The sequence below is a fragment of the Pseudomonas sp. GX19020 genome, assembly GCF_023371075.1.
GTDB lineage: Bacteria > Pseudomonadota > Alphaproteobacteria > Rhodobacterales > Rhodobacteraceae > Pseudogemmobacter.
The window spans coordinates 1-21,905 of sequence record NZ_JAMCCR010000011.1 but is presented as its reverse complement, the minus strand read 5'-3'; the positions used below and the strand labels follow the sequence as shown (position 1 = coordinate 21,905).

The following is a 21,905-nucleotide window of genomic DNA, read 5'->3' as shown; positions in this document are numbered from 1 at the left end:
CGATGGAACAGCTGCTGATCATCGAGGATGACCTCGCGCTGGCGACCGCGCTGAAGCGGTCCTTCGAGCGGCGCGGTTATACGGTCCGGCATCTGTCACGCTATGAGGATCTGGCCTCTGCGCTGACCGATGCGCAGCCGACACGCGCGATTGTCGATCTGAAGCTGGCGGGCAGCCCAAGCCATTCCGGGCTTGATTGCGTGCGCGACCTGCACCGGCACGATGCGGATATGCGGGTGGTGGTGCTGACCGGCTTTGCCAGCATCAATACGGCGGTCGAGGCGATCAAACTTGGCGCCTGCCATTACCTGCCCAAACCCGCCAACAGCGACGATATCGAACGGGCGTTCGAGATGGGCGAAGGTGTCACCACCACGCCGCTTTGCCATCGCCCCACCTCGATCCGGACGCTTGAATGGGAGCGTATCCATGAGACGCTGGCCGAGACCGGCTTCAACATCACCGAGACCGCGCGGCGGCTCGGGCTGCATCGCCGTACGCTGGCGCGGAAGCTGGAGAAGCGGCAGATTTCCTGATCAACCGGCGCGCGGACGGGTGCCGGTCTCGCGATAGTCCTGCATCCGGTGGTCATTCAGTCCAAGCGCGCGAATGGTCTGCTCCAGCCGAAAAAGGCGGGGCGGGGTAAAGAAATACGGGTCCAGCGTCGTGCGGGTTTCAAAGGGCACCCCGCTTCGGCGCAAAAGCCTGAAACTCTCCATCGCATCATCGCCACTGCGGCGGCTATGGGTCAGATCGGGGTAATCCTGCGGCGCGGCCTTGATGTCAAAGCCGACCCAGTCCAGCAGCGGCAGGACACGCCCGAACCGTGCCGGATAGGCGCCGCCGGTATGCAACCCCAGGCGAAATCCCAGCTCTTTGACCGCAGCCATCGCGGCTGGAAGGTGCTTTTGCAGAAGCGGCTCACCGCCCGAAAAGACCACCCCATCCAGCAAACCGCGTCTTTGGCGCAGAAAGCCGAGGATCTGATCCCAGCCATAACGTGAGGGCGCTCTGGCCGGAATCAGATCCGGGTTGTGGCAATAACCGCAATCCCATGGACAGCCCTGGCAGAAGATCACTGCCGAGATCTCGCCGGGCCAATCCGCGAAAGAGACCGGAGCAAATCCGCCAATGCGGATCAGCCCCCTGTCCCAAACCCCGCTCGCAGCAGTCCCGATGTCAGAGCCCGGCACGGCTTTCCTCGAAATGCAGCCTTTCGTGGAATTCGCCTTTCTTGCCAGTATTGAATGAGGAAACAGGGCGGTGATAGCCCATGACGCGGGTCCAGACTTCGCAGCGCTGGCGCTGCTCTTCGGACAGACGTTCCGTGGCAAAGCGGGCGGGGTCGGTGAGCAAACGGTCGTGAAACATCAGATTTTCCTTCTGACTGGTGGTGTTTCAGGCAGCGCGGGCGGCCAGCGCCTCGGCATCGCATTTCGGGCAAAACTCATGCTCGCCTGCCAGATAGCCGTGTTTAGGGCAGATCGAGAAGGTCGGCGTCACGGTGATATAGGGCAGCCGGAAATGCGTCAGCGCGCGCTGCACCAGCTTGCGGCAGGCATCGCCCGAGGAAAGCCGGCTGTTCATGTAGAGATGCAGTACGGTGCCGCCGGTATATTTGCATTGCAGCTTGTCCTGGCGCGACAGCGCCTCGAACGGGTCATCGGTAAATCCGACCGGCAGCTGGCTGGAATTGGTGTAATAAGGCTCGGCCTCGCTCCCGGCTTGCAGGATCCCGGGGTAGCGTTTGCGGTCTTCACGGGCGAAACGGTAGGTGGTGCCCTCGGCGGGCGTGGCCTCCAGGTTATAGAGATGGCCGGTCGCCTCCTGGAATTCCGTCATCCGTTTGCGGATGTGATCCAGCAGACGCAGCGCGAAACGGTTGCCCCAAGGGGTGGTCAGATCCTGCGCATCGCCGGTGAAATTGCGGATCATCTCATTGATCCCGTTCACGCCCAGCGTCGAGAAATGGTTCCTCAGCGTGCCCAGATAGCGTTTCGTATAGGGCAGCAGACCCGAGTCGATCAGCCGCTGCACCACCTGGCGTTTGATCTCCAGACTGTCACGGCCCAGATCCAGCAGCTCATCAAGCCGCGTGAATAACCCATCGGTATCGCCCGCATAGATATGACCAAGGCGCGCGCAATTGATGGTCACCACGCCCAGCGATCCGGTCTGTTCCGCACTGCCAAAGAGCCCGTTGCCGCGTTTCAAGAGCTCGCTTAGATCCAGCTGCAAGCGGCAGCACATCGAGCGGACCATATGCGGCTCCAGCTCGGAATTGATGAAGTTCTGGAAATAGGGCAGCCCGTATTTCGCGGTCAGTTCGAACAAAAGCCGGGCGTTCTCGCTCTCCCAGGGGAAGTCTTTTGTGATGTTGTAGGTCGGGATCGGGAAGGTGAAGACCCGGCCTTTCGCATCGCCCTCGGACATCACCTCCATATAGGCGCGGTTAATCATGTCCATTTCGGGCTGCAATTCGCCATAGGTGAAATCCACCTCTGCCCCGCCGATCAGCGGGGTCTGGCCCGCCAGATCCTCGGGACAGATCCAGTCAAAGGTCAGGTTGGTGAAGGGCGTCTGCGTGCCCCATCGCGACGGCACGTTGAGGTTGTAGATCATCTCCTGGATGCACTGGCGCACGGTGGCATAGTCGAGGCCGTCAATCCGCACATAGGGCGCCAGATAGGTGTCGAAAGAGCTGAACGCCTGCGCCCCCGCCCATTCGTTTTGCAGCGTGCCAAGGAAGTTCACGATCTGCCCGACCGCGCTGGAGAGGTGCTTTGGCGGCCCTGCCTCAACCTTGCCGGGCACCCCGTTCAGCCCCTCGGTCAAAAGCGTACGCAGGGACCATCCGGCGCAGTAGCCCGCGAGCACGTCGAGGTCATGGATATGCAGATCGCCCGAGCGATGCGCCTCGCCCACCGCCGCCGGATAGACCTGCGACAGCCAGTAATTCGCGACCATCTTGCCCGAGCTGTTGAGGATCATCCCCCCCAGCGAATAGCCCTGATTGGCATTCGCATTCACCCGCCAGTCGGCCCGATCAAGATATTCATCGATCGTGGCCACCGCATCGACCCAGCTTGCCTCTTTGCGCTTCGTCTCTGAAGGACTGCGGTTATCTGGGGTGGAGTTTGGCATATTGCCCCCGGTTGAATTCTATATGTAGGCGTTTGGCTTTCCATACATACAATATGCAGACCGCCGCCTCTTTGCGCTGGCGCAAATTTGGCAGGCCGGGGCAAAAGAAAACGCGGGAAGGAAAGTTCCCTCCCGCGTTCCCGGACCCTGCGAAGGATCAATCCTCTTTCACCACCGATTGCGCAGACCTGGCACAATAGATGACGCTCCCCGCCGCAGTACCGGGGGCGCAGCCCTCGCCTTCCGCCAGCGGCATCACCACAAATCCCCCGCTTTCGGGCAACTTGACCCGGTAGCGATGGGTCTCATCCTCGGGCCGGATGCCATGCAGGAAGGGCGTCAGCCGCAGCCCGGTCTGGCCGCAAAGCGCCACCAGCGGCGGTCGGCCGGCATCGGTCAGGATCGTCACCACCGCATCGCGGTTTGCCTCGCATTCCACCGCATCGGCGGCGGGCGACAGCGTCACCCGCAGATCCCCCTCTCCGATTTGGGTCAGCACAAGAAGTGTCTCGATCAGCATGGCAGCCCTCAGAAGGTTTTCGTCAGGAAGAGGTTCACCGAGCGTTCCTCGCCCGGCATGTAATCCCATCCCTCATAGCTGCGGTCGGTCAGGTTGTTCAGCTCCAGCACCACCGCGATTCCGTTGTCGAACTGGGCGGTCGTGTGCAGGTTCAGTGTGCCGAACCCCGCGCTGCGATTGGTTTTCAGCGCATTGGCATCGCGGGCAGCCACCAGCCCGTCCGCCCCGCGCATCACCGTGCCGCTGGCGGCACGCAGGAAGAAGTCGAATTCGCCCTCGGCCGCGCCCAGGCTCCAGGACTTGCGCAGACCGACACGGCCCGACAGATCCGGCATCCCGGAATCGCGGGTAGAGAAGCCGTTGGCATAGGTGATCTCACGCCGCAGCGCGGTGGCGGCGATATAGGGCGTCAGGCCCAGCTCCGGCAGCGCATATTCGGCATGCAGCTCCAGCCCCCAGCTTTTCGCCTCTTCGAGGTTCATATATTGCCGCGCCCGTGTCATCGGGTCGGTCTGGACGCTGGCGATATAGTCCTTCGCCCTGGTGTGGAACAAAGTCGCGTCGATCAGCGCGCCCCCGGCATCGTAACGCGCACCGATCTCGAATGTCGTGGCGCGTTCCGGATCAAGGTCGGGGTTCCCCGCAATCGCTGTGCCGCCTGCGGTGGTGTTCAGGAACAGCTGGCTGAGCGACGGATAGATATAGCCCTGCGAGATATTCGCGCGCAGCGCCAGGCTCTCATCCGGATACCAGACCAGCCCTGCCGAGACCAGCCCCTGATCGTCGCGGTTCCCGGTCGCCGCGCGCGCCACGCCATTGGTGGTTGCCACATCATGGCTCGCCTCGACATGATACCAGCGCGCGCCGAAGGTGGCAGTCAGCGCGTCATTCAGGCTGATCTCATGCTGGGTAAAGACCGAGGTGGTGCGGATCGTCGCCTCATCGTAGCGCAGCGTTGTCACATCCGAGATCGGGAAAGGCGCGCCCCGAAACCGCACGGTGGTGCGGGAGTATTTGTCGGTGGTCAGGCTGTCATCAGTGAATTCGATCCCGACATAGGTGCGACTGTTTTCCGAGAACTGCATCTCGGCCCGCAAATTGGCGCCGAAGGTCAGTTGCTCGTCCTCCGAGGTCGATTCCACATGCAGATGCATGATGCCGGCGGGATACATGGTGATATCGTTGCGGAAACTGCGATCCACCGTCTGGCGATAGGCGTCAAAGCTCAGTTTGCGCAGCCAGGGGGTGAGGTTCTCACCCTCATAAAACACCCCCACCCGGCGCATGTCACGCTTGGGCATCTGGATAAGAAAATCGGGGTTGTCGGCAAAGACATTGGCGGAAAGATCATAGCTGAGCAGTTTCAGCCCGAAATAATGCTGGCCGCTCCGGTAGCCCAGATGTGCCGAGGCGGTGCGGTCCGAGGTATCCGAGGGCGAGACCACGCCATCCGCCGATTTGCGATCATCCTGCGACATCCGGCCCAGCGTCAGCCGGTAATCCAGCGCGCCTTCACCTGCCTCAACCGTGCCCGAGGCGGTGGCGGAAAGCCGATAGCCATCGGTGGCCGACATGTAGCCTGCCTGGGTCGTCAGCTCAAACGGCCTCGCTGCGCCCTTTTTCGTGATGATATTGACCACGCCGCCAATCGCCTGGCTGCCCGAGATCACCGAGGAAGAGCCGCGCACCACTTCGATCCGCTCGATCGAGCCGGGGTCAATCAGCAGCGGCTGGCCGTAATTGGTATGATCGGTCAGCTTCTGCCCGTCGATCAGCACCGCGACGCGCGACGCGCCTTCGCCGCGAATGGCGATGCGGTCGATGCCGTTGCCGCTGACCTGCAGACCCGGCACATCGCTGATCAGCTTTGCCACCGAGACTGGCGCGGTGTTCCTGATCGCCGAGCCGTCGATCACGCTGACCGAGGCCGGGCTTTTCAGCACTTCTACCGGCAGACCGGTCGCGGTCAGGGTGATGGTTCCGAGACTGACCGGCTCTTCCTCGGCCAAAGCAGGGGTTGCGGTGAGGCCAAGGCACAAAAGCAGGGCCGCGCTGCCACGCAGGGATCTGATACTCATGGTTTTCCTTTCCCGCCCGTCATCCGGGGCTGGGCTGGTTGTCGGGAAAACCTGGCGTCTGGCTGGGGTGTTTTGGCGGCCCAAAGGGGGGCTGCACCGCCGCCCTTACTTCAGAAGGGCGGCGTTTCCATTGATTTCGGTCAAGAAAACCGGAGTTCTCAGGCGGCCAGCGCGCGGGGGAACAGCACGGTTTCCTCAAGATGGATATGGGCCACCACCTCCTCGCAAAGCTTCCGAAGCCCGGTGTAAAGCGCCGTCCAGGAACCGCAGGCGCCTTCGGGCAGGGTCAGGCCATGGGTGATATGTTCAATCTTGCGCAACAGATCGCTGGTCGCGGCATGTTCCTCCTGCATCACCGCGATGGGGGCCGCGAGCATCGCGCCCGCCCCGTTCAGCATGGCCGGGAAGAGCACGGTTTCCTCTTTGGTCATATGGCCATCAAGATCGTCGCGCAGCGCCAGCAGCGTTTCGGTCAGGCCGAGCGGTGCCTCTTCATGGTCGCCATGCACCATCTCGACCCGGTTCGCAAGCTGGGTGAGGAAGTTCAGATCCTCACGGTGGGTCTCATGATAGCGTTTGAGGATATAGGCGATCAGATCCGGGGTCTCACGCGGCGCGTCCTGCGCCGCGCGGGTGATCAGGTTCTGAAGGTCCGCCACCAGGCCGCCCAGCTCCAGCCCGGCCTTTTCAGCGGCCTGCGGCAGGGTCAGCGCACCGCCGCAGCAAAAGCTGATGTCAGAATCGCGGAAGATCTGCGCGGCACCGGGCAGTTGCGCGGCGATGTCGCGGACGGTGGTTGCGGGGGCGAGAAGGTCAAGGCTCATGGTTTGTCTCCGTGTGGTTCAGGGGGTGTCAGGCGTCCAGGCCTGCGCCAGCGGCGGGCCAAGGCGTAAAAGGTCGACCGCGCGGGCGGCGATCTGAGCGGTCACTTCGGCCAGCGAGGCCGGGCGCAGGTAAAAGGCAGGAACCGGCGGCAGGATCACCGCGCCCATTTCCGTCGCGGCCTGCATGTTCTTCAGATGCGCCAGAGTCAGGGGCGCCTCACGGGTCAGAAGGATCAGAGGGCGCCGCTCTTTCAGCTGCACCCCCGCCGCGCGGATCAGGAGGTTGTCGTCCATGCCATGCGCGATCGCGGCGAGGCTGCGCATCGAACAGGGCGCGACGATCATGCCCTTAACCGGGTAAGAGCCCGAGGCAATCGCCGCGCCGAGGTCGCGCAGCGGGTGAACCCTTGTGGAGAGCGCCATCAGATCGGCTTCGGCCCCCGGCCCGATTTCCTCAAGCAAGGTGCGCGCGGCCATGGTGGAAAGGACCAGATCAATCTCAACCCCGGCGCGGATCAGGGCCCGCGCGCAATCCATCGCCAGCGCTGCGCCCGATGCGCCGGAAACCCCCAGCACAACCCTCATCGCCCCCGTCATGGCATGATCCCCGCAAGGATCGCCTCGGCCCGGGCCACATGCGCCGGGTCCAGTGCCATTTCCTGGCCCCATTCGCGGGCAGTCTCCACCCCGATCTTGGTGGTCGCATCAATCCCGATCTTGCCCGCCAGCCCCTCCAGCGGTGAGGCGAAGTCGAGGTAATCCATCGGCGTGCGGTCGATCAGCATCACATCGCGAGCAGGGTCCATCCGGGTTGCCAGCGCCCAGGCGATGTCATCCCAGTTGCGGATGTCCAGATCCCCATCCACCACCACGACCAGCTTCGTGTAGCTGAACTGCGGCAGCATCCCCCAAAGCGCCATCATCACCCGCCGCGCCTGGCCAGGGTAACGCTTGTCGATCTTCACCACCGCCATGCGGTAGGAGCACGCGGCAGGCGGCAACCAGAGATCCCGTACCTCAGGGATCTGCGCCCGGATCAGCGGCAGCGCCAGATCATTGAACACCTCGCCGATGACGGATGGCTCATCCGGCGGGCGGCCAGTGACGGTGGAAAGGTAAAGCGGGGTCTCGCGGCAGGTGATCCGCGTCACCCGCATCACCGGGAAGGCCTCGACCGAATTGTAATAGCCGGTATGGTCGCCAAACGGCCCCTCGGGCGCGGTCTCTCCCGGGTGAACCCAGCCCTCCAGCACCATCTCAGAGCGGGCCGGGATCATCATGGGCAGCGACCGCGAGGGAACGAGATCGGTTCTGGCACCACGGAGAACACCGGAAAATCCCAGCTCCGAGACGGTTTCGGGCAGCGGCAGCGCCGCTGAAAGCAAAAGCGCAGGATCGGCCCCAAGCGCGATGGCGACCGGCATGGGCTGCCCGGCGCGCTCCCATGTGCGGTGATGCGCGGCCCCGCCACGATGGGCAAGCCAGCGCAGGATCAGCCGGTCGGGCCCGATCACCTGGGAGCGGTAGACGCCGAGATTATATTGTCCAAGGTCAGTGGCTTCCGTCCCGAAGGGCCGGGTCATCACCACAGGCCAGGTGATCAGCGGCCCGGCATCCCCCGGCCAGGGCGTCTGCACCGGCAGCGCAGTCAGATCGGGCAGCGTGGCATCCAGCACCGGGCCATGGCGCAGGATCTTTGGCCGTGCTGACAGCGCCGCGCGCAGCATCGGCCATTGCGCCAGCGCGTCTCGGATGCCGCCAGGCGGCACCGGGCTGCGCAGATGCGCAAGGAACGCCCCGAAATCCGCCACCTGGCCGGGCAAAAGCCCGAGGCCCGCCGCCACCCGCGCTTGCGTGCCGAACAGGTTCGAGACAACCGGAATGACGCCGCCATCATGGTAGTCAAACCGCAGCACCGGCCCGCCACGACGCAAAGCGGCCAGCTGCACCGCCGTCATTTCATGGCGGATCGAAACCTTTTCACGCACCCGCGCCAGATCGCCCGCCGCCTCAAAATGCGCGAGGAAGGCCCGCAAATCAGCGATGGCAGGCAGGCTGCGGGTGATGGGTAAGGCCTGGTTCATAGCTGATCCATGCGCCGGAAAATCCGCACCGGTCTTGACGATGGTCAAGCCTCGCGCTGATTTTCCATGCGAAGCCCGGGGCCATGACCCATGCCGCCCCCCTGCCGCGCCTTCTGCAGCGTATCGCCTTGCCGCCGCTCGCCGCTCCCGCGCTTGGCCGGGCGCTGACAGCAATTCTGCGCCGGATCGCTTTACACCATCCCGCAATCTTCACCCGCCTTGGCCCGAGCCAGAGCGCGCGCTTCCTGATAGATGTGACCGACGGGCCGGTGCGCCTGCTGATGGAGCCGGAACCGCGCCGCATCACCGCCTTTGCCCGCCGTGCCGACCTGCCCCCGCATGATGCCGGGATCTCGGGCAGCATCGCGGCCTTCCTCGCCATGCTGCATGGGCGCGAGGATGGCGATGCGCTGTTCTTCTCAGGCGCGCTGGAGATTTTCGGCGATACCGCCGCCGTTCTGGCGCTGCGCAATGCGCTGGACGATGCCGAGCTGGACCTGACCGAGGAACTCGCCACCGCGACCGTGGCGCCCTTTGACCGCTGGCTGCGCAGCACTTCCGCCCGGCTGGCCCGCGCCAGCGGCTATGCCCTCTCGCGTGAGGAGATCTGAGATGATGGAACTCGTCTGCCCCGCAGGCACACCCTCTGCGCTTCGGGCGGCGGTCGATGCGGGCGCGCATACCGTCTATTGCGGCTTTGCCGATGAGACCAATGCCCGCAATTTTCCCGGCCTGAACTTCTCGCGCGAAGAGATGGCCGAGGGCGTCGCCTATGCCCGCGCCCGGGGTGCGAGGGTGCTGGTCGCGATCAACACCTTCCCCCGCGCGGGCGCGCAGGCGCTGTGGCACCGGGCGGTGGCGGATGCGCATCAGGCGGGGGTTCATGCGGTGATCCTCGCCGATCCAGGCCTGATCGCCCATGCCGCCGACACCCATCCTGACCTGCGGTTGCATCTGTCTGTCCAGGCCGCCGCCGCCAATCCGGACGCGATAAATTTTTACGCCGAGAGCTTTGGTATCCGCCGCGTCGTGCTGCCGCGCGTGCTGACCGTCGATGAGATCACCGCGATCAACAAAGAAATCGACATCGAGACCGAGGTTTTCGTCTTTGGCGGGTTGTGCGTCATGGCCGAGGGGCGCTGTTCGCTCTCAAGCTGGGCCACGGGACTCTCGCCCAATATGAACGGCGTCTGCTCGCCCGCAAGCCATGTCGCCTATGAGACGGTTGCAGGGCACAGCGAGGCGCGGCTTGGCGGGTTTTTGATCGACCGCACGCCGAAGGGCGCGGCCCTGCCCTATCCCACGCTTTGCAAGGGCTGTTTCACCGCGCCTGCGACGGAAACCGGCCCCGCACAGACCGGCCATATCTTCGAGGATCCGGTCAGCCTCGATGCGACCGAGCTGATCCCCAAGCTGCAAAAGGCCGGTGTCACCGCGCTGAAGATCGAGGGACGGCAGCGATCCCGCGCCTATGTGGCCCAGGTGGTGCGCGCTTTCCGTGCCGCCGTCGAGGCAGCCGAAGCCGGGCAGCCGATGCCTGCGGGTCTGCTCGCGAAACTCACCGAAGGCCAGGCTGCCACCACCGGCGCCTATGCCAAGACCTGGAGATGAGCATGGACCTGACCATCGGCCCCATCGCGTTTTTCTGGACCGCTGAACAGGTGCGCGACTTCTATCAGCGCCTCGCCCTTACCCCCGCGAGGCGGGTGGTGATCGGCGAATGGGTCTGCTCGAAACGTCTGCCCTTCTGGCAGCAGGAGATCCCCGGCGCGGTCGAGGCCCTGCTGGCGGCGGGCAAAGAGGTAGCGCTGTCCTCACTGGCTCTGATCACCCTGAAGCGTGAGCGCAAACAGACCGAGGCCCTGTTCGAGACCGGCCTGCCGGTTGAAATCGCCGATCTGGGCGCGCTGAAACACCTGCCGGAAGGCATGGCTTTCCAGGTCGGTCCGATGGTGAATGTCTATAATGAGGGCACGCTGGAATGGCTGACCCGAAAAGGGGCGACTCGGATCTGCCTGCCGCCGGAGCTGCCACTGGCCTCGGTTGCGACTCTCGCCCGTGCGGGTCAGGCGGCGGGGGTCGCCATCGAGGTCTGGGGACATGGCCGCGTGCCGTTGGCGATCTCCGGGCGCTGCTATCACGCGCGGCTGCATGACCGGATCAAGGATGCCTGCCTGTTTGTCTGCGGTGACGATCCCGACGGGCGCGAGGTGCAGACGCTGGACGGCACTGCCTTCCTGACCATCAACGGCGTGCAGACGCTGGGCCATGCCCATACCACTGTCGCCAGCCAGATCGGGGTGCTGCGCGAGGCCGGTGTAACATCACTGCGCCTCTCACCGCAGATCAATAATTTCCCTGATATAATAAACGCCTACTATCAGGAAATTCACGGCGACACCGCCCCCGGCGAACTGCTGCACACCCTGCGCCAGCAGATGCCGGGCGCCCTTTTCGCGGCTGGTTTCCTTGCGGGCACCGCCGGGATGGACGCCCCCCGCTGAAATGTCCCGCTTCTTTGCCCTGGCGCAAAGAAGCGCCCCGGCCTGACCCCTATCCCTGCCTCATGATCCTCCGGATGCCCCTTCTCTGCCTGCGCATAGCCACCACCCTTCTGGTGGTGATGGGCCTTATGGCGTCTGCGCAGGTAAACGCTGCGATGCCCTTTGCCGGGCCGCTGATGGCGGTCGAGATCTGCCATGATGACCAGACCGTGACCATCTGGCTTGATGCAGAGGGCAATGAGCATCCCGCGCCGCATGACTGCCAGGATTGCGGTCTCTGCGGGTTCACCGCACCGGTCCTGCCTGCCTTTATCGCTGGCCTGCCTTTGCTGACGCCTGCGCAGCGCATCGCTGCTGTGCCCCGCAACAGCTTCGGCGCGCTGCGTCCTGATTATCTGACCCCGCCTTTGCGCGGACCTCCCCCCCATCACAACCGGATAGCCAGCGCATGATCGCCCGCCTGCCGATAGCCCGCCTTTGCCTTGCGCTGATCGCCTGTTTCCTGCTGTTGACAGGGCAGGCACGCGCGCAGACTGTGCTTGAAAAACTGCTGCCAGAGCAGAGCGCCGCCGAGCTGGTCCCCGGCGCTGACGCCTTCGGCCCGCCCCGCTCTGACCTGGCGGTGGTGCCGGTGCTGAAAGGCGGCGAGACCATCGCCTGGGCCTTTGTCACCTCGGATTTTGTGGGCACCACCGGCTATTCCGGCAAGCCGATCCACACCTTGGTTGCGCTGGACAAAGACGCAAAAATCGCTGGGCTGAAGCTGGTCAAGCACTCCGAGCCGATCGTGCTGATCGGCATTCCCGAGGCCAAAATCCGCACCATGGTCGAGGGCTATATCGGCCTCGATCTGGTCGCCGAGGCGCAATCGGGCGGCACCGGCCATGATGTGGAGATCATCTCGGGCGCGACTGTCACAGTGATGGTGATTGACGATTCGATCATCCGCTCCGGCCTGAAAGTGGCGCGTGGGCTGGGGCTGGGCGGCCTTGCGCCGGAAGCCGCCGCGCAGGGTCCGCAATTCGAGATCAACCCCGATACGCCGGTGCCCGCTGACTGGCCGGTGATGGAGGGCGACGGCACCCTGCGCCGCCTGTCGCTGGATGTCGGCCAGATCAACGCCGCCTTTGCCGCCAACCCCGATCCGCGCGCAGCCGAACGTCCGATGACCGAGGCCCCCGCCACCACTTTCATCGAGATGCAGACCGCGCTGGTCTCGGTTCCCGCGATTGGTGAGGCGCTGCTGGGGGACGCCGCCGAGACCAACCTGAAAAACTGGCTGGGTGAGGGCGATCATGCCATCGCCGTGGTCGGGCGCGGGATCTACAGCTTCAAGGGTTCGGGCTATGTGCGGGGCGGGATTTTTGACCGTATCGTGCTGATCCAAGACGATGTTTCGGTGCGCTTCCGTGACCGTGACCATAAGCGGATCAATGCGATCACCGCGGACGGCGCGCCGGAATTCGCCGAGATGGACCTGTTCCGCATCCCCGCTGCCTCGGGCTTTGATGCGACGAAGCCCTTCCGCATCCAACTGCTGGTGCAGCGCGCAGTCGGGCCGGTCGAGAAGGTGTTCCAGACCTTTGATCTGGGCTATCAGCTGCCGCCCCAATATCTGCGCAACCTTGCGCCCCCTGCGCCCCCGCCCGAAGTCGCCCAGATCGCCGATCAGGACGAGGCGAGCGCGCAATCCGACCTGTGGAAACGGATCTGGCTGTCGTCAAAGCTGGAAATCGCGGTCCTGGGTGTGATGCTGCTGGTTCTGACGGGGGTGTTCTTCTTCCAGAGCTTCGCCGTCCGCAACGAGCGCCGCTTCTACATCTTCCGCATGGGCTTCCTGACCGTCACGCTGCTCTTCCTCGGCTGGTATGCTAATGCGCAACTGTCCGTCGTGAACCTGATGGCGCTGTTTGGCAGCCTGGTCAGCGGCTTCAGCTGGCAGGCGTTTCTGCTCAGCCCGCTGACCTTCATCCTGTGGTTTGCGGTTGCCGCCTCGCTGCTGTTCTGGGGGCGCGGCGCCTATTGCGGCTGGCTTTGCCCCTTTGGCGCGCTGCAGGAGCTGACGAACCAGATCGCGCGCAAGCTGCGCATCCCGCAATGGACCCTGCCCTGGGGCCTGCATGAACGCCTCTGGCCGATCAAATACATGATCTTCCTCGGCCTCTTCGGGGTGTCGCTGATGAGCATCGACCAGGCCGAACATCTGGCCGAGGTGGAGCCGTTCAAGACCGCGATCATCCTGAACTTCGTCCGCGCCTGGCCCTTCGTGGCCTATGCGGCGGCGCTGCTGATCGCCGGGCTGTTCGTCGAGCGTTTCTACTGCCGCTATCTCTGCCCGCTGGGGGCAGCACTGGCGATCCCGGCGCGGCTGAGGATGTTCGACTGGCTGAAGCGCTACCACGAATGCGGCAACCCCTGTCAGACCTGCGCCAAGCAATGCCCGGTGCAGTCGATCCACCCGACTGGCGAGATCAACCCGAATGAATGCATCAACTGCCTTCATTGCCAGGTGCTCTACCAGTCTGAAACCACCTGCCCTGTCGTCATCAAGAAACTGAAACGGCGGGAAAAAATCGCGGAAAGCTCGCCCCCCAATCTGGGGCCGAAACTCGGGAGGCCGCCCGCCGGCCACCCGAATGCCGCCCGCACAACCCCTTCTGAAGTCTGATCGAAAGGAACCCGATCATGGATAAGCAAGACACCAAAGGCCTCAGCCGCCGCTCGCTCTTTGGCGCGACCGCAGGCTCTGTGGCGCTGGCAGGATCGCTGCCGGGACGGCTGGCGCTTGGCCTCGGCGGTATTGGCGCGGTGACCGCTGCCACCTCCGGTGCGGCGCTGGCGGCGGGCGCGGATGGCAGCATCGCACCGGGCCAGCTGGATGATTATTACGGCTTCTGGTCCTCGGGCCAGGCGGGCGAATTGCGCATCCTCGGTATCCCGTCGATGCGCGAGCTGATGCGGGTGCCGGTCTTCAACCGCTGTTCGGCCACCGGCTGGGGCCAGACCAATGAATCGCTGCATATCCACCAGCGCACCATGAGCGAGAAGACCAAAAAACACCTCGCTGCCAACGGCAAGAAGATCCATGACAATGGCGATCTTCACCACGTCCATATGTCCTTCACCGAAGGCAAATATGACGGCCGTTTTCTCTTTATGAATGACAAGGCCAATACCCGCGTCGCCCGGGTGCGCTGCGATGTGATGAAGACCGATGCCATCCTGGAGATCCCGAATGCCAAGGGGATCCACGGTCTGCGCCCGCAGAAATGGCCGCGCTCGAACTATGTGTTCTGCAATGGCGAAGACGAGGCGCCGCTGGTCAATGATGGCTCGACCATGCGGGATGTCTCGACCTATGTGAACATCTTCACCGCTGTCGATGCCGATGAATGGCAGGTCGCCTGGCAGGTCAAGGTCTCGGGCAATCTCGACAATTGCGATGCCGATTACACCGGCAAATGGGCCTTCTCGACCTCGTATAACTCGGAAATGGGGATGACCCTTGCCGAGATGACCGAATCCGAGATGGATCACGTCGTCATCTTCAATATCGAAGAGATCGAGAAAGCCATCGCGGCGGGTCAGTTCGAGGAAATCAACGGCGTGAAGGTCGTCGATGGCCGCAAAGAGGCCAATTCGCAATTCACCCGCTATATCCCGATCGCCAATAACCCGCATGGCTGCAATATGGCGCCTGATAAAAAGCACCTCTGCGTCGCGGGTAAGCTGTCGCCTACGGTCACGGTGCTGGATATCACCAAATTCGACGCGATCTTCTATGAAAATGCCGAGCCGCGTTCCGCCGTTGTGGCAGAACCGGAGCTGGGTCTTGGCCCGCTGCACACCGCCTTTGACGGGCGCGGCAATGCCTATACCTCGCTCTTCCTCGACAGCCAGGTGGTGAAGTGGAACATCGAAGACGCCATCCGCGCCTATGCCGGTGAAAAGGTCAATCCGATCAAACACAAGCTGGATGTGCATTATCAGCCCGGTCACCTGAAAACCGTGATGGGTGAGACGCTTGATGCCACCAATGACTGGCTGGTCTGCCTGTGCAAATTCTCGAAAGACCGTTTCCTCAATGTGGGGCCGCTGAAAGCCGAGAATGACCAGCTGATCGACATCTCCGGCGATGAGATGAAGCTGGTGCATGACGGCCCGACCTTCGCGGAACCCCATGACGCGATTGCCGTCCACCCCTCGATCATGTCGGGGATCAAATCGGTCTGGGACCGCCAGGACCCGATGTGGGCCGAGACCCGCAAACAGGCCGAGGCCGATGGCATCGATCTTGACGACTGGTGCGATACCGTGATCCGCGACGGCAACAAGGTGCGGGTCTATATGTCCTCTGTCGCGCCGTCCTTCTCGCTGGAAGAGTTCACTGTCCAGGAGGGCGATGAGGTCACGGTGATCGTCACCAATATGGATGAGATCGACGATCTGACCCACGGCTTCACCATGGGCAACCATGGCGTGGCGATGGAGGTGGGGCCGCAGCAAACTGCCTCCGTCACCTTCGTTGCGGCCATGCCGGGCGTCTACTGGTATTATTGCCAGTGGTTCTGCCACGCGCTCCATATGGAGATGCGCGGCCGGATGTTCGTCGAGCCGAAGAAGGGCTGACCATGATGCGCTGGCTTGCCCTTCTCTTCAGCGCCCTTTTCGCTTTGCCCGCACTCGCGGCAGAGCACGAGGTCGCGCCCGGGCCGGGCAGGCTGGCAGCCGCCATCGGGGGTGCAGCCCCCGGTGATGTGCTGATCCTGACCGACGGGGCCTATCCTGGCCCCGTCACCATCGACCGCACGCTGACGATCACCGGTCCGCGTGGCGCGGTGGTGGATGGGACCGGCCAGGGCACGGTGATCACGATTTCGGCGGCTGATGTGGTGCTGAAAGGCTTCACCGTCACCGGCTCCGGTTCGGCGAATGAAGACCTCGATGCCGGGGTGAAGATCCTGAAAGGCGCCGACCGGGTGCAGATCCTCGGGTTGACGCTTTACGACAATATGCACGGCATCGACATGCATGGCGGGCGCGATGCCGAAGTGATCGGCAACCATATCACCGGCCGCCAGAACCACCGCATGAACGAACGCGGCAACGGCATCTATGTCTGGAACAGCCCCGGCACACTGCTGGAGGGCAACGAGATCCGCTATGGCCGGGATGGCATCTTTTCCAACGCCAGCGCCAGCAGCATCTACCGCAACAACATCATGCGTGACCTGCGTTTCGCAGTGCATTTCATGTATACGCAAAGGACCGAGGTTTCCGGCAATATCTCGATCGGCAACCATCTCGGCTTTGCCATCATGTTCTCGGATCGCTCAAAAATCCTCAACAATCTCAGCCTTGGCGACCGTGAACACGGGCTGATGCTGAACTACGCCAACAATGCCGATGTCACCGGCAACCTGATCCGGGGCGGCACCAAAAAATGCCTGTTTATCTATAACGCCCACAAGAACCTGATCTGGTCGAACCGCTTTCAAGGCTGCGGCATCGGCATTCATTTCACTGCCGGGTCTGAACGTAACGTGCTGACCGGAAACGCTTTCATTGGCAATCAGAACCAGGTGAAATATGTCGGCACCCGTTTCATGGAATGGAGCCATGAGGGGCGCGGCAATTTCTGGTCCGACCATCCCGCCTATGATCTGAACGGTGACGGCATCGCCGATGCCAGCTACCGCCCCAATGATCTGATGGACCATATCCTGTGGTCCACGCCTTCCGCCGCCCTTCTGACCGGCTCGCCCGCGGTACAGCTGATCCGCTGGAGCCAGTCGAGCTTTCCCGCCACCATGCCCGGTGGCGTCACCGACAGCGCGCCCCTGATGCAGCCGCTGACCATCCCCGTCCTCCCTGAAATCGCCGCGATGGAGGAGGCTGCCGCAGGCCGCTGGACCACTGGAAATTATGATGACCTCGACCCTGACGATCTCACATCTCACTAAACGGTTCGGCCCGGTCGAGGCGCTCTCGGATGTCTCGCTGAGCGTGGCCCCCGGCCAGCGCGTGGCCCTGCTGGGCCATAATGGTGCCGGCAAATCGACGATGATGAAGATCATCCTCGGCCTGATTCCGGCATCCGAGGGCGAGGTCACGGTTTGCGGCACCGCGCCCGGATCGGCCCTTTCACGGGCGCAGGTGGCCTATCTGCCGGAAAACGCCGCCTTCCACCCGGCGCTCACCGGCGAGGAACAGACCCGTCACTACCTGCATCTGCGCGGCGAGAGCCCCTCGCTGGCGCTGGATCTGCTTGCCCGCGTCGGGCTGAAAGATGCGGCAAAGCGCCGGATCGGCACGTATTCCAAGGGGATGCGCCAGCGCGTAGGCCTTGCGCAGACTCTGATCGGGCACCCGCGCCTTCTGGTCCTGGACGAGCCAACCTCGGGCCTTGATCCGGTCTCGCGCCGTGATTTCTATGCGTTGCTGGACGGGCTGGCAGCGGAGGGTGCGTCGATCCTCCTTTCCTCCCATGTGCTGACCGAGGTCGAGGCGCGCACCGACCAGATCCTGATCCTCGCCAAAGGCCGGATCGAGGCGGCGGGCACCCTCCCCTCCCTGCGGCAGCAGGCGGAGCTGCCGGTCAGCTTTACCCTGACCCCTGCCGAGGGCTACACAAGCAGCCTGCTGGAATCGCTGTCCGGCGCGCATCTGCTGCCCTCCGGGCAGATCCAGATCAGCTGCCGCCAGACCGAAAAGCTGGCCCTTCTGACCCGTATCACCGGCTTTGGCCCGAGGATCGCCGATCTCGACGTCACCCCCCCGAGCCTTGAAGATATCTATTCCCATTTCAGCCGGAGGACCGGTCAATGAGGCGCATCCTCTCCACCGCCGGGATCGAGTTTCGCATCGCGCTTCGCAACCGCTGGGTCGCGATTGCAACCGGGCTGATGGTGCTTTTCGCGCTGGTTCTGACCGCCGCCGGGGCGGCCCCCACCGGCGATGTGGGCATCGACCGGCTCTCGGTCACCGTGGTCTCGCTGACCTCGCTGGCGGTCTATCTGGTGCCACTTCTGGCGCTTTTGATGAGTTTCGACGCGGTCGCGGGCGAGGTCGAGCGCGGCACGCTGCCTTTGCTGCTGACCTATCCGGTATCACGCGGCAGCATCCTTGCGGGCAAATTGCTGGCGCATGTGGTGATCCTTGGGATTGCGGTCAGCCTCGGTTATGGGGCTGCCGCCCTTGCTGCGTTCTGGAGCGATCCGGGCGCCGCGCAGGGCCTGCCTTCGCTGATCCGGCTGATCTGGACCTCGGTGTTGCTGGGCGCAACCTTCCTCGGCCTGGGCTATGTGCTGTCGTCGCTGTCACGCCGCCCGTCGGGTGCTGCGGGGCTCGCAATCGGGCTCTGGCTGTCGCTCGTGGTGCTCTATGATCTCGGGCTGCTGGCGCTGGTCGTCTCGGGCGCAGGCGGGGGTTTTGCCACCGATGCACTGCCGGCGCTGCTGCTCGCGAATCCCGCCGATGCATTCCGCCTCTTCAACCTGGCAGCCTCGGCCTCGGTCGGCGCGGCGGGTGGCATGGGCGGGGCTGCGGCCTCGATCCCGCTCTGGCATTCGGCGCTCTCGCTGGTGCTCTGGCCGATTGCCGCCCTCCTCCTTTCCATTGCCGCTTTCAGAAAGGTCTCGCCATGACCCGCCTCGCCCTCATGCTGGCCTTGTCGCTCACCCTCAGCGCCTGCAAGGAAGAGGCCGCACAGGACCTGACCCCGGTCGAGATGACCGCAGAGACGCTCGGCCATTTCTGCCAGATGAACCTCCTGGAACATCCAGGCCCCAAGGCGCAGATCCATCTTGAGGGCCTGCCCGGCGTGCCGCTTTACTTCAGCCAGGTGCGCGATGCGCTGGCCTATCAACGGATGCCCGAGCAAAGCCTGCCGATTCTGGCGATCTACGTCAACGACATGGGTGCGCCGGGCGCCAGCTGGGAGGTGCCGGGGACAGGCAACTGGATCCCCGCCGCGACCGCCTTCTACGTGCTGGGATCGGCGCGCGAAGGCGGCATGGGCGCGCCGGAAGCCGTGCCCTTCGCCAGTCGCGACGAGGCCCTGGCCTTTGCCAAAGCCGAAGGAGGCGAGGTCATGACCTTCGACGCCATCCCGGAAGAGGCCGTGCTTGCTCCGGTCGAGATGTCGACCGGCACAGCCCACGACCAGAGTGGCGATGAAGACGATTTCGCCGACCGCCTCCGCGCCATCCACGAACATTGAAGGCACCGCCATGTCTCTGACCCGCCGCCGTTTCATCGCGATTTCCGCTGTTGCCGCCAGCCTGCCCGCTGCGCTCGTGGCACGACCCACACAGCACTGGACCGGCCAGGCGCTCGGTGCCCGCGCCTCGATCCGGCTGGACCACCCCGATGCCGAAGCAATCACCGCCCGCTGTCTGGCCGAGATCGAACGGCTGGAAAATATCCTCAGCCTTTACCGCGAGGGCAGCGCGCTTTCGCGTCTAAACCGCGAGGCGCTGCTGGAGGCGCCGCCCTTCGAGTTGCTCGACTGCCTCGCCCGGGCCCATGCGGTTCACCATGCCACCGGCGGGTTGTTCGACGTGACGCTGCAACCCTTATGGGCGCTCTGGGCCGAGACGGCAGTCGCAGGGCGTTGTCCCAGCCTCCTTGAGCGGCGCGCGGCTTTGGCGCTGTCCGGCATGGAGCGGGTAGAGCTGTCGCCCGAACGGATCAGCATGTCCAGGGGCATGGCAATCACACTGAACGGCATCGGTCAGGGCTATGTCGCCGACCGGGTGGCGATGCTGCTTGAGGCCGAGGGGCTGACGCATATCCTGATTGATACCGGCGAGCACCGGGCGGTTGGCTCGCGCCCTGATGGCAGCGCCTGGCCGATCCGGGCGCCCGGACGCAATGACACGATCCCGCTGGCCGCGCGCGCGCTGGCGACCTCGGCGCCGCTTGGCACAGCCTTTGATGCCGCCGGGCAGGATGGCCATATCCTCGATCCCCGGACCGGGGCGCCCGTGGCCTCACCTTTCGCCAGTGTCACCATCTCAGCCCCGACGGCCGCGCTGGCCGATGCGCTGGCGACAGCGGCCTGCCTGACCAAAGACGAAGCGGGTCTCAGGGATCTGTTGTCAGCCTTCACCGACTGTCGGGCAGAGGCGGTGGTATTGAGCTGATTTTTCTTTGTTTTCATGAAATATCAGCGCCCCGTGCCAAGGTGCCGCAGGTGATTTTGTTGAAATAGCGGCCTCGTCGGAATAAACTATAAGGGTCCGGCAATGTCTGCCGGGCAGACGTTCTCAGGGCGGGGTGCAATTCCCCACCGGCGGTAAATGCAAGGTCACGCATAAGCCCGCGAGCGCCCGCCGTTAACGGTGGGGTCAGCAGATCCGGTGCAACTCCGGAGCCGACGGTATAGTCCGGATGAGAGAGAACGCATCGCATTGCCGCACCACCCGCCTGTCCTTGGCGGGGGTCAGGTTGATGTGCTGCGACCTTGAGTTTGTCTCGTTCTCAAGAGCAAACGGATCATTGATATGTCACATCATCTACACATCGAGGCGGCCCCGCGTCAGGTGTTGCCCCCGGCGACCGACGCCGCGCTGCACAATGCAATCGCGGCCTTACAGGCCGGACGCATGATCGTCCTGATCGACGATGAAGACCGCGAAAACGAGGGCGATCTGGTGATAGCGGCACAATTCGCCGACACTGAGGCGGTGAATTTCATGGCCACCCATGGGCGCGGGCTGATCTGCCTGGTGCTGGAGGGTGCACAGGTGGACCATCTCGGGCTGCAGCCGATGGTCGCGCAAAACCGTGCGAGGCGCTCCACCGCCTTCACCGTCTCGATCGAAGCGAGAGACGGTATCACCACCGGCATCTCGGCGCAGGATCGCAGCTATACGATGCGGCTTGCGGCTTCGGCCACGGTGGAACCGGACCAGATCGTCTCGCCCGGTCATGTCTTTCCACTGCGCGCCGCAGAAGGCGGAGTGCTGGCGCGCAATGGCCATACCGAAGGGGCCTCTGATCTCGTCCGGCTGGCGGGCCTGCCCCCTGGTGCGGCTATCTGTGAAATCATGCGCGATGACGGGCAGATGGCCCGTCGCGCCGATCTGGCAGAATTTGCGGAGAGGCACGGCCTCGAGACGCTGACCATTCGCGAGATCGTCGACTATCGCAACCGTGCGGAGGCCTGAGCCATGCAAGAATCCATGGAGCACGCACCGCGCCTCGCCATCGTCGTAAGCCGGTTCAATGCAGAGATCACAGAGGGGCTGGTGACTGGCGCACAAAGCTGCCTGCGTGCGGCGGGACACGCCCCCGCCACCGTGATCGAAGCCCCCGGCGCCTTCGAGATTCCGCTGATCGCACAGAAACTGGCGCAGCGTGACGGCTATGACGGCGTGATCTGTCTTGGCGCTGTGATCAAAGGCGACACCGCCCATTTTGAATATATCAGCAATGCAGCGAGCATGGGCCTGATGACGGCCAGCCTCGCGACCGGGGTGCCGCTGACATTTGGCATCCTCACCACTTATGACGAAGAGCAGGCGATCCTTCGCAGCCGCGATGACGAGCACAACAAAGGCCGGGAGGCTGCGGCAGCCTGCCTCACCGCTCTCCGGGTGATCGGCTGAACCCCGCGGCTCGCCCCCGTCGAGGCGGGCCGCAATCAGACCCCCGGCATTCTCGCGCGGCATTCGAGTATCGCTAACGTGGTTGTACGGCCCCAATGAGCCGTCACATGCTCGGCGATTTTCTCAGGAGTCCTTTAA

Annotated in this window: 20 protein-coding genes, 1 pseudogene and 1 riboswitch; of the genes and pseudogenes, 14 read left to right on the top strand and 7 right to left on the bottom strand. The window is 63.7% G+C overall.

The window, feature by feature from the left end; all coding sequences use genetic code 11:
- Positions 1 to 2 precede the first annotated feature (2 nt).
- A complete protein-coding gene (locus tag M3484_RS15910; protein ID WP_249497805.1) occupies positions 3 to 536 on the top strand; it encodes a response regulator transcription factor in 534 nt (177 codons plus the stop codon).
- Here M3484_RS15910 and M3484_RS15905 read toward each other — a convergent pair whose 3' ends face one another.
- From M3484_RS15905 to M3484_RS15870, 7 genes and pseudogenes are all read right to left on the bottom strand, one after another.
- Positions 537 to 1,193: an anaerobic ribonucleoside-triphosphate reductase activating protein gene (locus M3484_RS15905; RefSeq protein WP_249497804.1), complete on the bottom strand. Its 657-nt coding sequence runs from the start codon at positions 1,191 to 1,193 to the stop codon at positions 537 to 539.
- Positions 1,189 to 3,144: pseudogene (locus M3484_RS15895) on the bottom strand (ribonucleoside triphosphate reductase); the annotation flags it as partial. The gene M3484_RS15905 and the pseudogene M3484_RS15895, both read right to left, overlap by 5 nt.
- Before the next feature lie 157 nt (positions 3,145 to 3,301).
- Entirely contained in the window at positions 3,302 to 3,664 is a 363-nt protein-coding gene (locus M3484_RS15890; protein ID WP_249497802.1) for a hypothetical protein, read from the bottom strand.
- Positions 3,665 to 3,672: 8 nt separating this feature from the next.
- A complete protein-coding gene (locus M3484_RS15885) occupies positions 3,673 to 5,742 on the bottom strand; it encodes a TonB-dependent receptor (RefSeq protein WP_249497794.1) in 2,070 nt (689 codons plus the stop codon).
- A 158-nt stretch (positions 5,743 to 5,900) separates the two neighbouring features.
- Positions 5,901 to 6,566 carry an iron-sulfur cluster repair di-iron protein gene (ric, locus tag M3484_RS15880; protein WP_249497792.1) on the bottom strand — a complete coding sequence of 222 codons (666 nt, stop codon included), beginning with the start codon at positions 6,564 to 6,566 and terminating at the stop codon, positions 5,901 to 5,903.
- An 18-nt stretch (positions 6,567 to 6,584) separates the two neighbouring features.
- Positions 6,585 to 7,163: a UbiX family flavin prenyltransferase gene (locus M3484_RS15875; RefSeq protein WP_249497784.1), complete on the bottom strand. Its 579-nt coding sequence runs from the start codon at positions 7,161 to 7,163 to the stop codon at positions 6,585 to 6,587.
- Complete coding sequence (locus M3484_RS15870; protein ID WP_249497781.1) at positions 7,160 to 8,650, bottom strand: UbiD family decarboxylase; 1,491 nt, start codon at positions 8,648 to 8,650, stop codon at positions 7,160 to 7,162. The genes M3484_RS15875 and M3484_RS15870 overlap by 4 nt, the downstream gene beginning before the upstream one ends.
- Positions 8,651 to 8,733: 83 nt before the next feature.
- Between M3484_RS15870 and ubiT the strand changes: the two genes are divergently transcribed.
- The 13 genes from ubiT (at position 8,734) to ribH (ending at position 21,767) form a co-directional block, all read left to right on the top strand.
- Entirely contained in the window at positions 8,734 to 9,261 is a 528-nt protein-coding gene (gene ubiT / locus M3484_RS15865) for a ubiquinone anaerobic biosynthesis accessory factor UbiT (RefSeq protein ID WP_249497779.1), read from the top strand.
- Position 9,262: 1 nt separating this feature from the next.
- A complete protein-coding gene (gene ubiU, locus M3484_RS15860) occupies positions 9,263 to 10,261 on the top strand; it encodes a ubiquinone anaerobic biosynthesis protein UbiU (RefSeq protein WP_249497777.1) in 999 nt (332 codons plus the stop codon).
- Positions 10,262 to 10,263: 2 nt separating this feature from the next.
- Positions 10,264 to 11,154 (top strand): ubiquinone anaerobic biosynthesis protein UbiV, encoded by an 891-nt coding sequence (ubiV, locus tag M3484_RS15855; protein WP_249497775.1) that lies wholly within the window; start codon positions 10,264 to 10,266, stop codon positions 11,152 to 11,154.
- A 74-nt stretch (positions 11,155 to 11,228) separates the two neighbouring features.
- Positions 11,229 to 11,606 (top strand): DUF2946 family protein, encoded by a 378-nt coding sequence (locus tag M3484_RS15850; protein ID WP_249497773.1) that lies wholly within the window; start codon positions 11,229 to 11,231, stop codon positions 11,604 to 11,606.
- Positions 11,603 to 13,822 (top strand): NosR/NirI family protein, encoded by a 2,220-nt coding sequence (locus M3484_RS15845; protein ID WP_249497771.1) that lies wholly within the window; start codon positions 11,603 to 11,605, stop codon positions 13,820 to 13,822. The genes M3484_RS15850 and M3484_RS15845 overlap by 4 nt, the downstream gene beginning before the upstream one ends.
- A gap of 17 nt (positions 13,823 to 13,839) precedes the next feature.
- Complete coding sequence (gene nosZ, locus M3484_RS15840) at positions 13,840 to 15,783, top strand: TAT-dependent nitrous-oxide reductase (protein ID WP_249497769.1); 1,944 nt, start codon at positions 13,840 to 13,842, stop codon at positions 15,781 to 15,783.
- A 2-nt stretch (positions 15,784 to 15,785) separates the two neighbouring features.
- Positions 15,786 to 17,117, top strand: coding sequence for a nitrous oxide reductase family maturation protein NosD (locus M3484_RS15835; protein WP_249497767.1), 1,332 nt, complete (start codon positions 15,786 to 15,788; stop codon positions 17,115 to 17,117).
- Positions 17,083 to 17,982 carry an ABC transporter ATP-binding protein gene (locus M3484_RS15830; protein WP_249497765.1) on the top strand — a complete coding sequence of 300 codons (900 nt, stop codon included), beginning with the start codon at positions 17,083 to 17,085 and terminating at the stop codon, positions 17,980 to 17,982. Before M3484_RS15835 ends, M3484_RS15830 begins: the two co-directional genes overlap by 35 nt.
- Positions 17,979 to 18,800, top strand: a complete 822-nt coding sequence (locus tag M3484_RS15825; protein ID WP_249497763.1) for an ABC transporter permease — start codon at positions 17,979 to 17,981, stop codon at positions 18,798 to 18,800. Before M3484_RS15830 ends, M3484_RS15825 begins: the two co-directional genes overlap by 4 nt.
- Positions 18,797 to 19,375 carry a nitrous oxide reductase accessory protein NosL gene (locus tag M3484_RS15820; protein ID WP_249497761.1) on the top strand — a complete coding sequence of 193 codons (579 nt, stop codon included), beginning with the start codon at positions 18,797 to 18,799 and terminating at the stop codon, positions 19,373 to 19,375. The genes M3484_RS15825 and M3484_RS15820 overlap by 4 nt, the downstream gene beginning before the upstream one ends.
- A 10-nt stretch (positions 19,376 to 19,385) precedes the next feature.
- Entirely contained in the window at positions 19,386 to 20,300 is a 915-nt protein-coding gene (locus M3484_RS15815) for an FAD:protein FMN transferase (protein ID WP_249497759.1), read from the top strand.
- Positions 20,301 to 20,415: 115 nt separating this feature from the next.
- Positions 20,416 to 20,563: riboswitch (FMN riboswitch) on the top strand.
- A 97-nt stretch (positions 20,564 to 20,660) separates the two neighbouring features.
- Entirely contained in the window at positions 20,661 to 21,326 is a 666-nt protein-coding gene (ribB, locus tag M3484_RS15810) for a 3,4-dihydroxy-2-butanone-4-phosphate synthase (RefSeq protein ID WP_249497757.1), read from the top strand.
- Between the two features lie 3 nt (positions 21,327 to 21,329).
- A complete protein-coding gene (ribH, locus tag M3484_RS15805) occupies positions 21,330 to 21,767 on the top strand; it encodes a 6,7-dimethyl-8-ribityllumazine synthase (protein WP_249497750.1) in 438 nt (145 codons plus the stop codon).
- Positions 21,768 to 21,905 lie beyond the last annotated feature (138 nt).

What these genes read in the sequence shown, in the direction of transcription:
- ric (WP_249497792.1), bottom strand. Translation starts at nt 6,566, where the DNA reads ATGAGCCTTGACCTTCTCGCCCCCGCAACCACCGTCCGCGACATCGCC.
- M3484_RS15845 (WP_249497771.1), top strand. Translation starts at nt 11,603, where the DNA reads ATGATCGCCCGCCTGCCGATAGCCCGCCTTTGCCTTGCGCTGATCGCC.
- M3484_RS15875 (WP_249497784.1), bottom strand. Translation starts at nt 7,163, where the DNA reads ATGACGGGGGCGATGAGGGTTGTGCTGGGGGTTTCCGGCGCATCGGGC.
- M3484_RS15835 (WP_249497767.1), top strand. Translation starts at nt 15,786, where the DNA reads ATGATGCGCTGGCTTGCCCTTCTCTTCAGCGCCCTTTTCGCTTTGCCC.
- M3484_RS15850 (WP_249497773.1), top strand. Translation starts at nt 11,229, where the DNA reads ATGCCCCTTCTCTGCCTGCGCATAGCCACCACCCTTCTGGTGGTGATG.
- ubiU (WP_249497777.1), top strand. Translation starts at nt 9,263, where the DNA reads ATGATGGAACTCGTCTGCCCCGCAGGCACACCCTCTGCGCTTCGGGCG.
- ubiV (WP_249497775.1), top strand. Translation starts at nt 10,264, where the DNA reads ATGGACCTGACCATCGGCCCCATCGCGTTTTTCTGGACCGCTGAACAG.
- nosZ (WP_249497769.1), top strand. Translation starts at nt 13,840, where the DNA reads ATGGATAAGCAAGACACCAAAGGCCTCAGCCGCCGCTCGCTCTTTGGC.
- M3484_RS15870 (WP_249497781.1), bottom strand. Translation starts at nt 8,650, where the DNA reads ATGAACCAGGCCTTACCCATCACCCGCAGCCTGCCTGCCATCGCTGAT.
- M3484_RS15825 (WP_249497763.1), top strand. Translation starts at nt 17,979, where the DNA reads ATGAGGCGCATCCTCTCCACCGCCGGGATCGAGTTTCGCATCGCGCTT.
- ribB (WP_249497757.1), top strand. Translation starts at nt 20,661, where the DNA reads ATGTCACATCATCTACACATCGAGGCGGCCCCGCGTCAGGTGTTGCCC.
- M3484_RS15815 (WP_249497759.1), top strand. Translation starts at nt 19,386, where the DNA reads ATGTCTCTGACCCGCCGCCGTTTCATCGCGATTTCCGCTGTTGCCGCC.
- M3484_RS15910 (WP_249497805.1), top strand. Translation starts at nt 3, where the DNA reads ATGGAACAGCTGCTGATCATCGAGGATGACCTCGCGCTGGCGACCGCG.
- M3484_RS15830 (WP_249497765.1), top strand. Translation starts at nt 17,083, where the DNA reads ATGACCTCGACCCTGACGATCTCACATCTCACTAAACGGTTCGGCCCG.
- M3484_RS15820 (WP_249497761.1), top strand. Translation starts at nt 18,797, where the DNA reads ATGACCCGCCTCGCCCTCATGCTGGCCTTGTCGCTCACCCTCAGCGCC.
- ribH (WP_249497750.1), top strand. Translation starts at nt 21,330, where the DNA reads ATGCAAGAATCCATGGAGCACGCACCGCGCCTCGCCATCGTCGTAAGC.
- M3484_RS15890 (WP_249497802.1), bottom strand. Translation starts at nt 3,664, where the DNA reads ATGCTGATCGAGACACTTCTTGTGCTGACCCAAATCGGAGAGGGGGAT.
- M3484_RS15885 (WP_249497794.1), bottom strand. Translation starts at nt 5,742, where the DNA reads ATGAGTATCAGATCCCTGCGTGGCAGCGCGGCCCTGCTTTTGTGCCTT.
- ubiT (WP_249497779.1), top strand. Translation starts at nt 8,734, where the DNA reads ATGACCCATGCCGCCCCCCTGCCGCGCCTTCTGCAGCGTATCGCCTTG.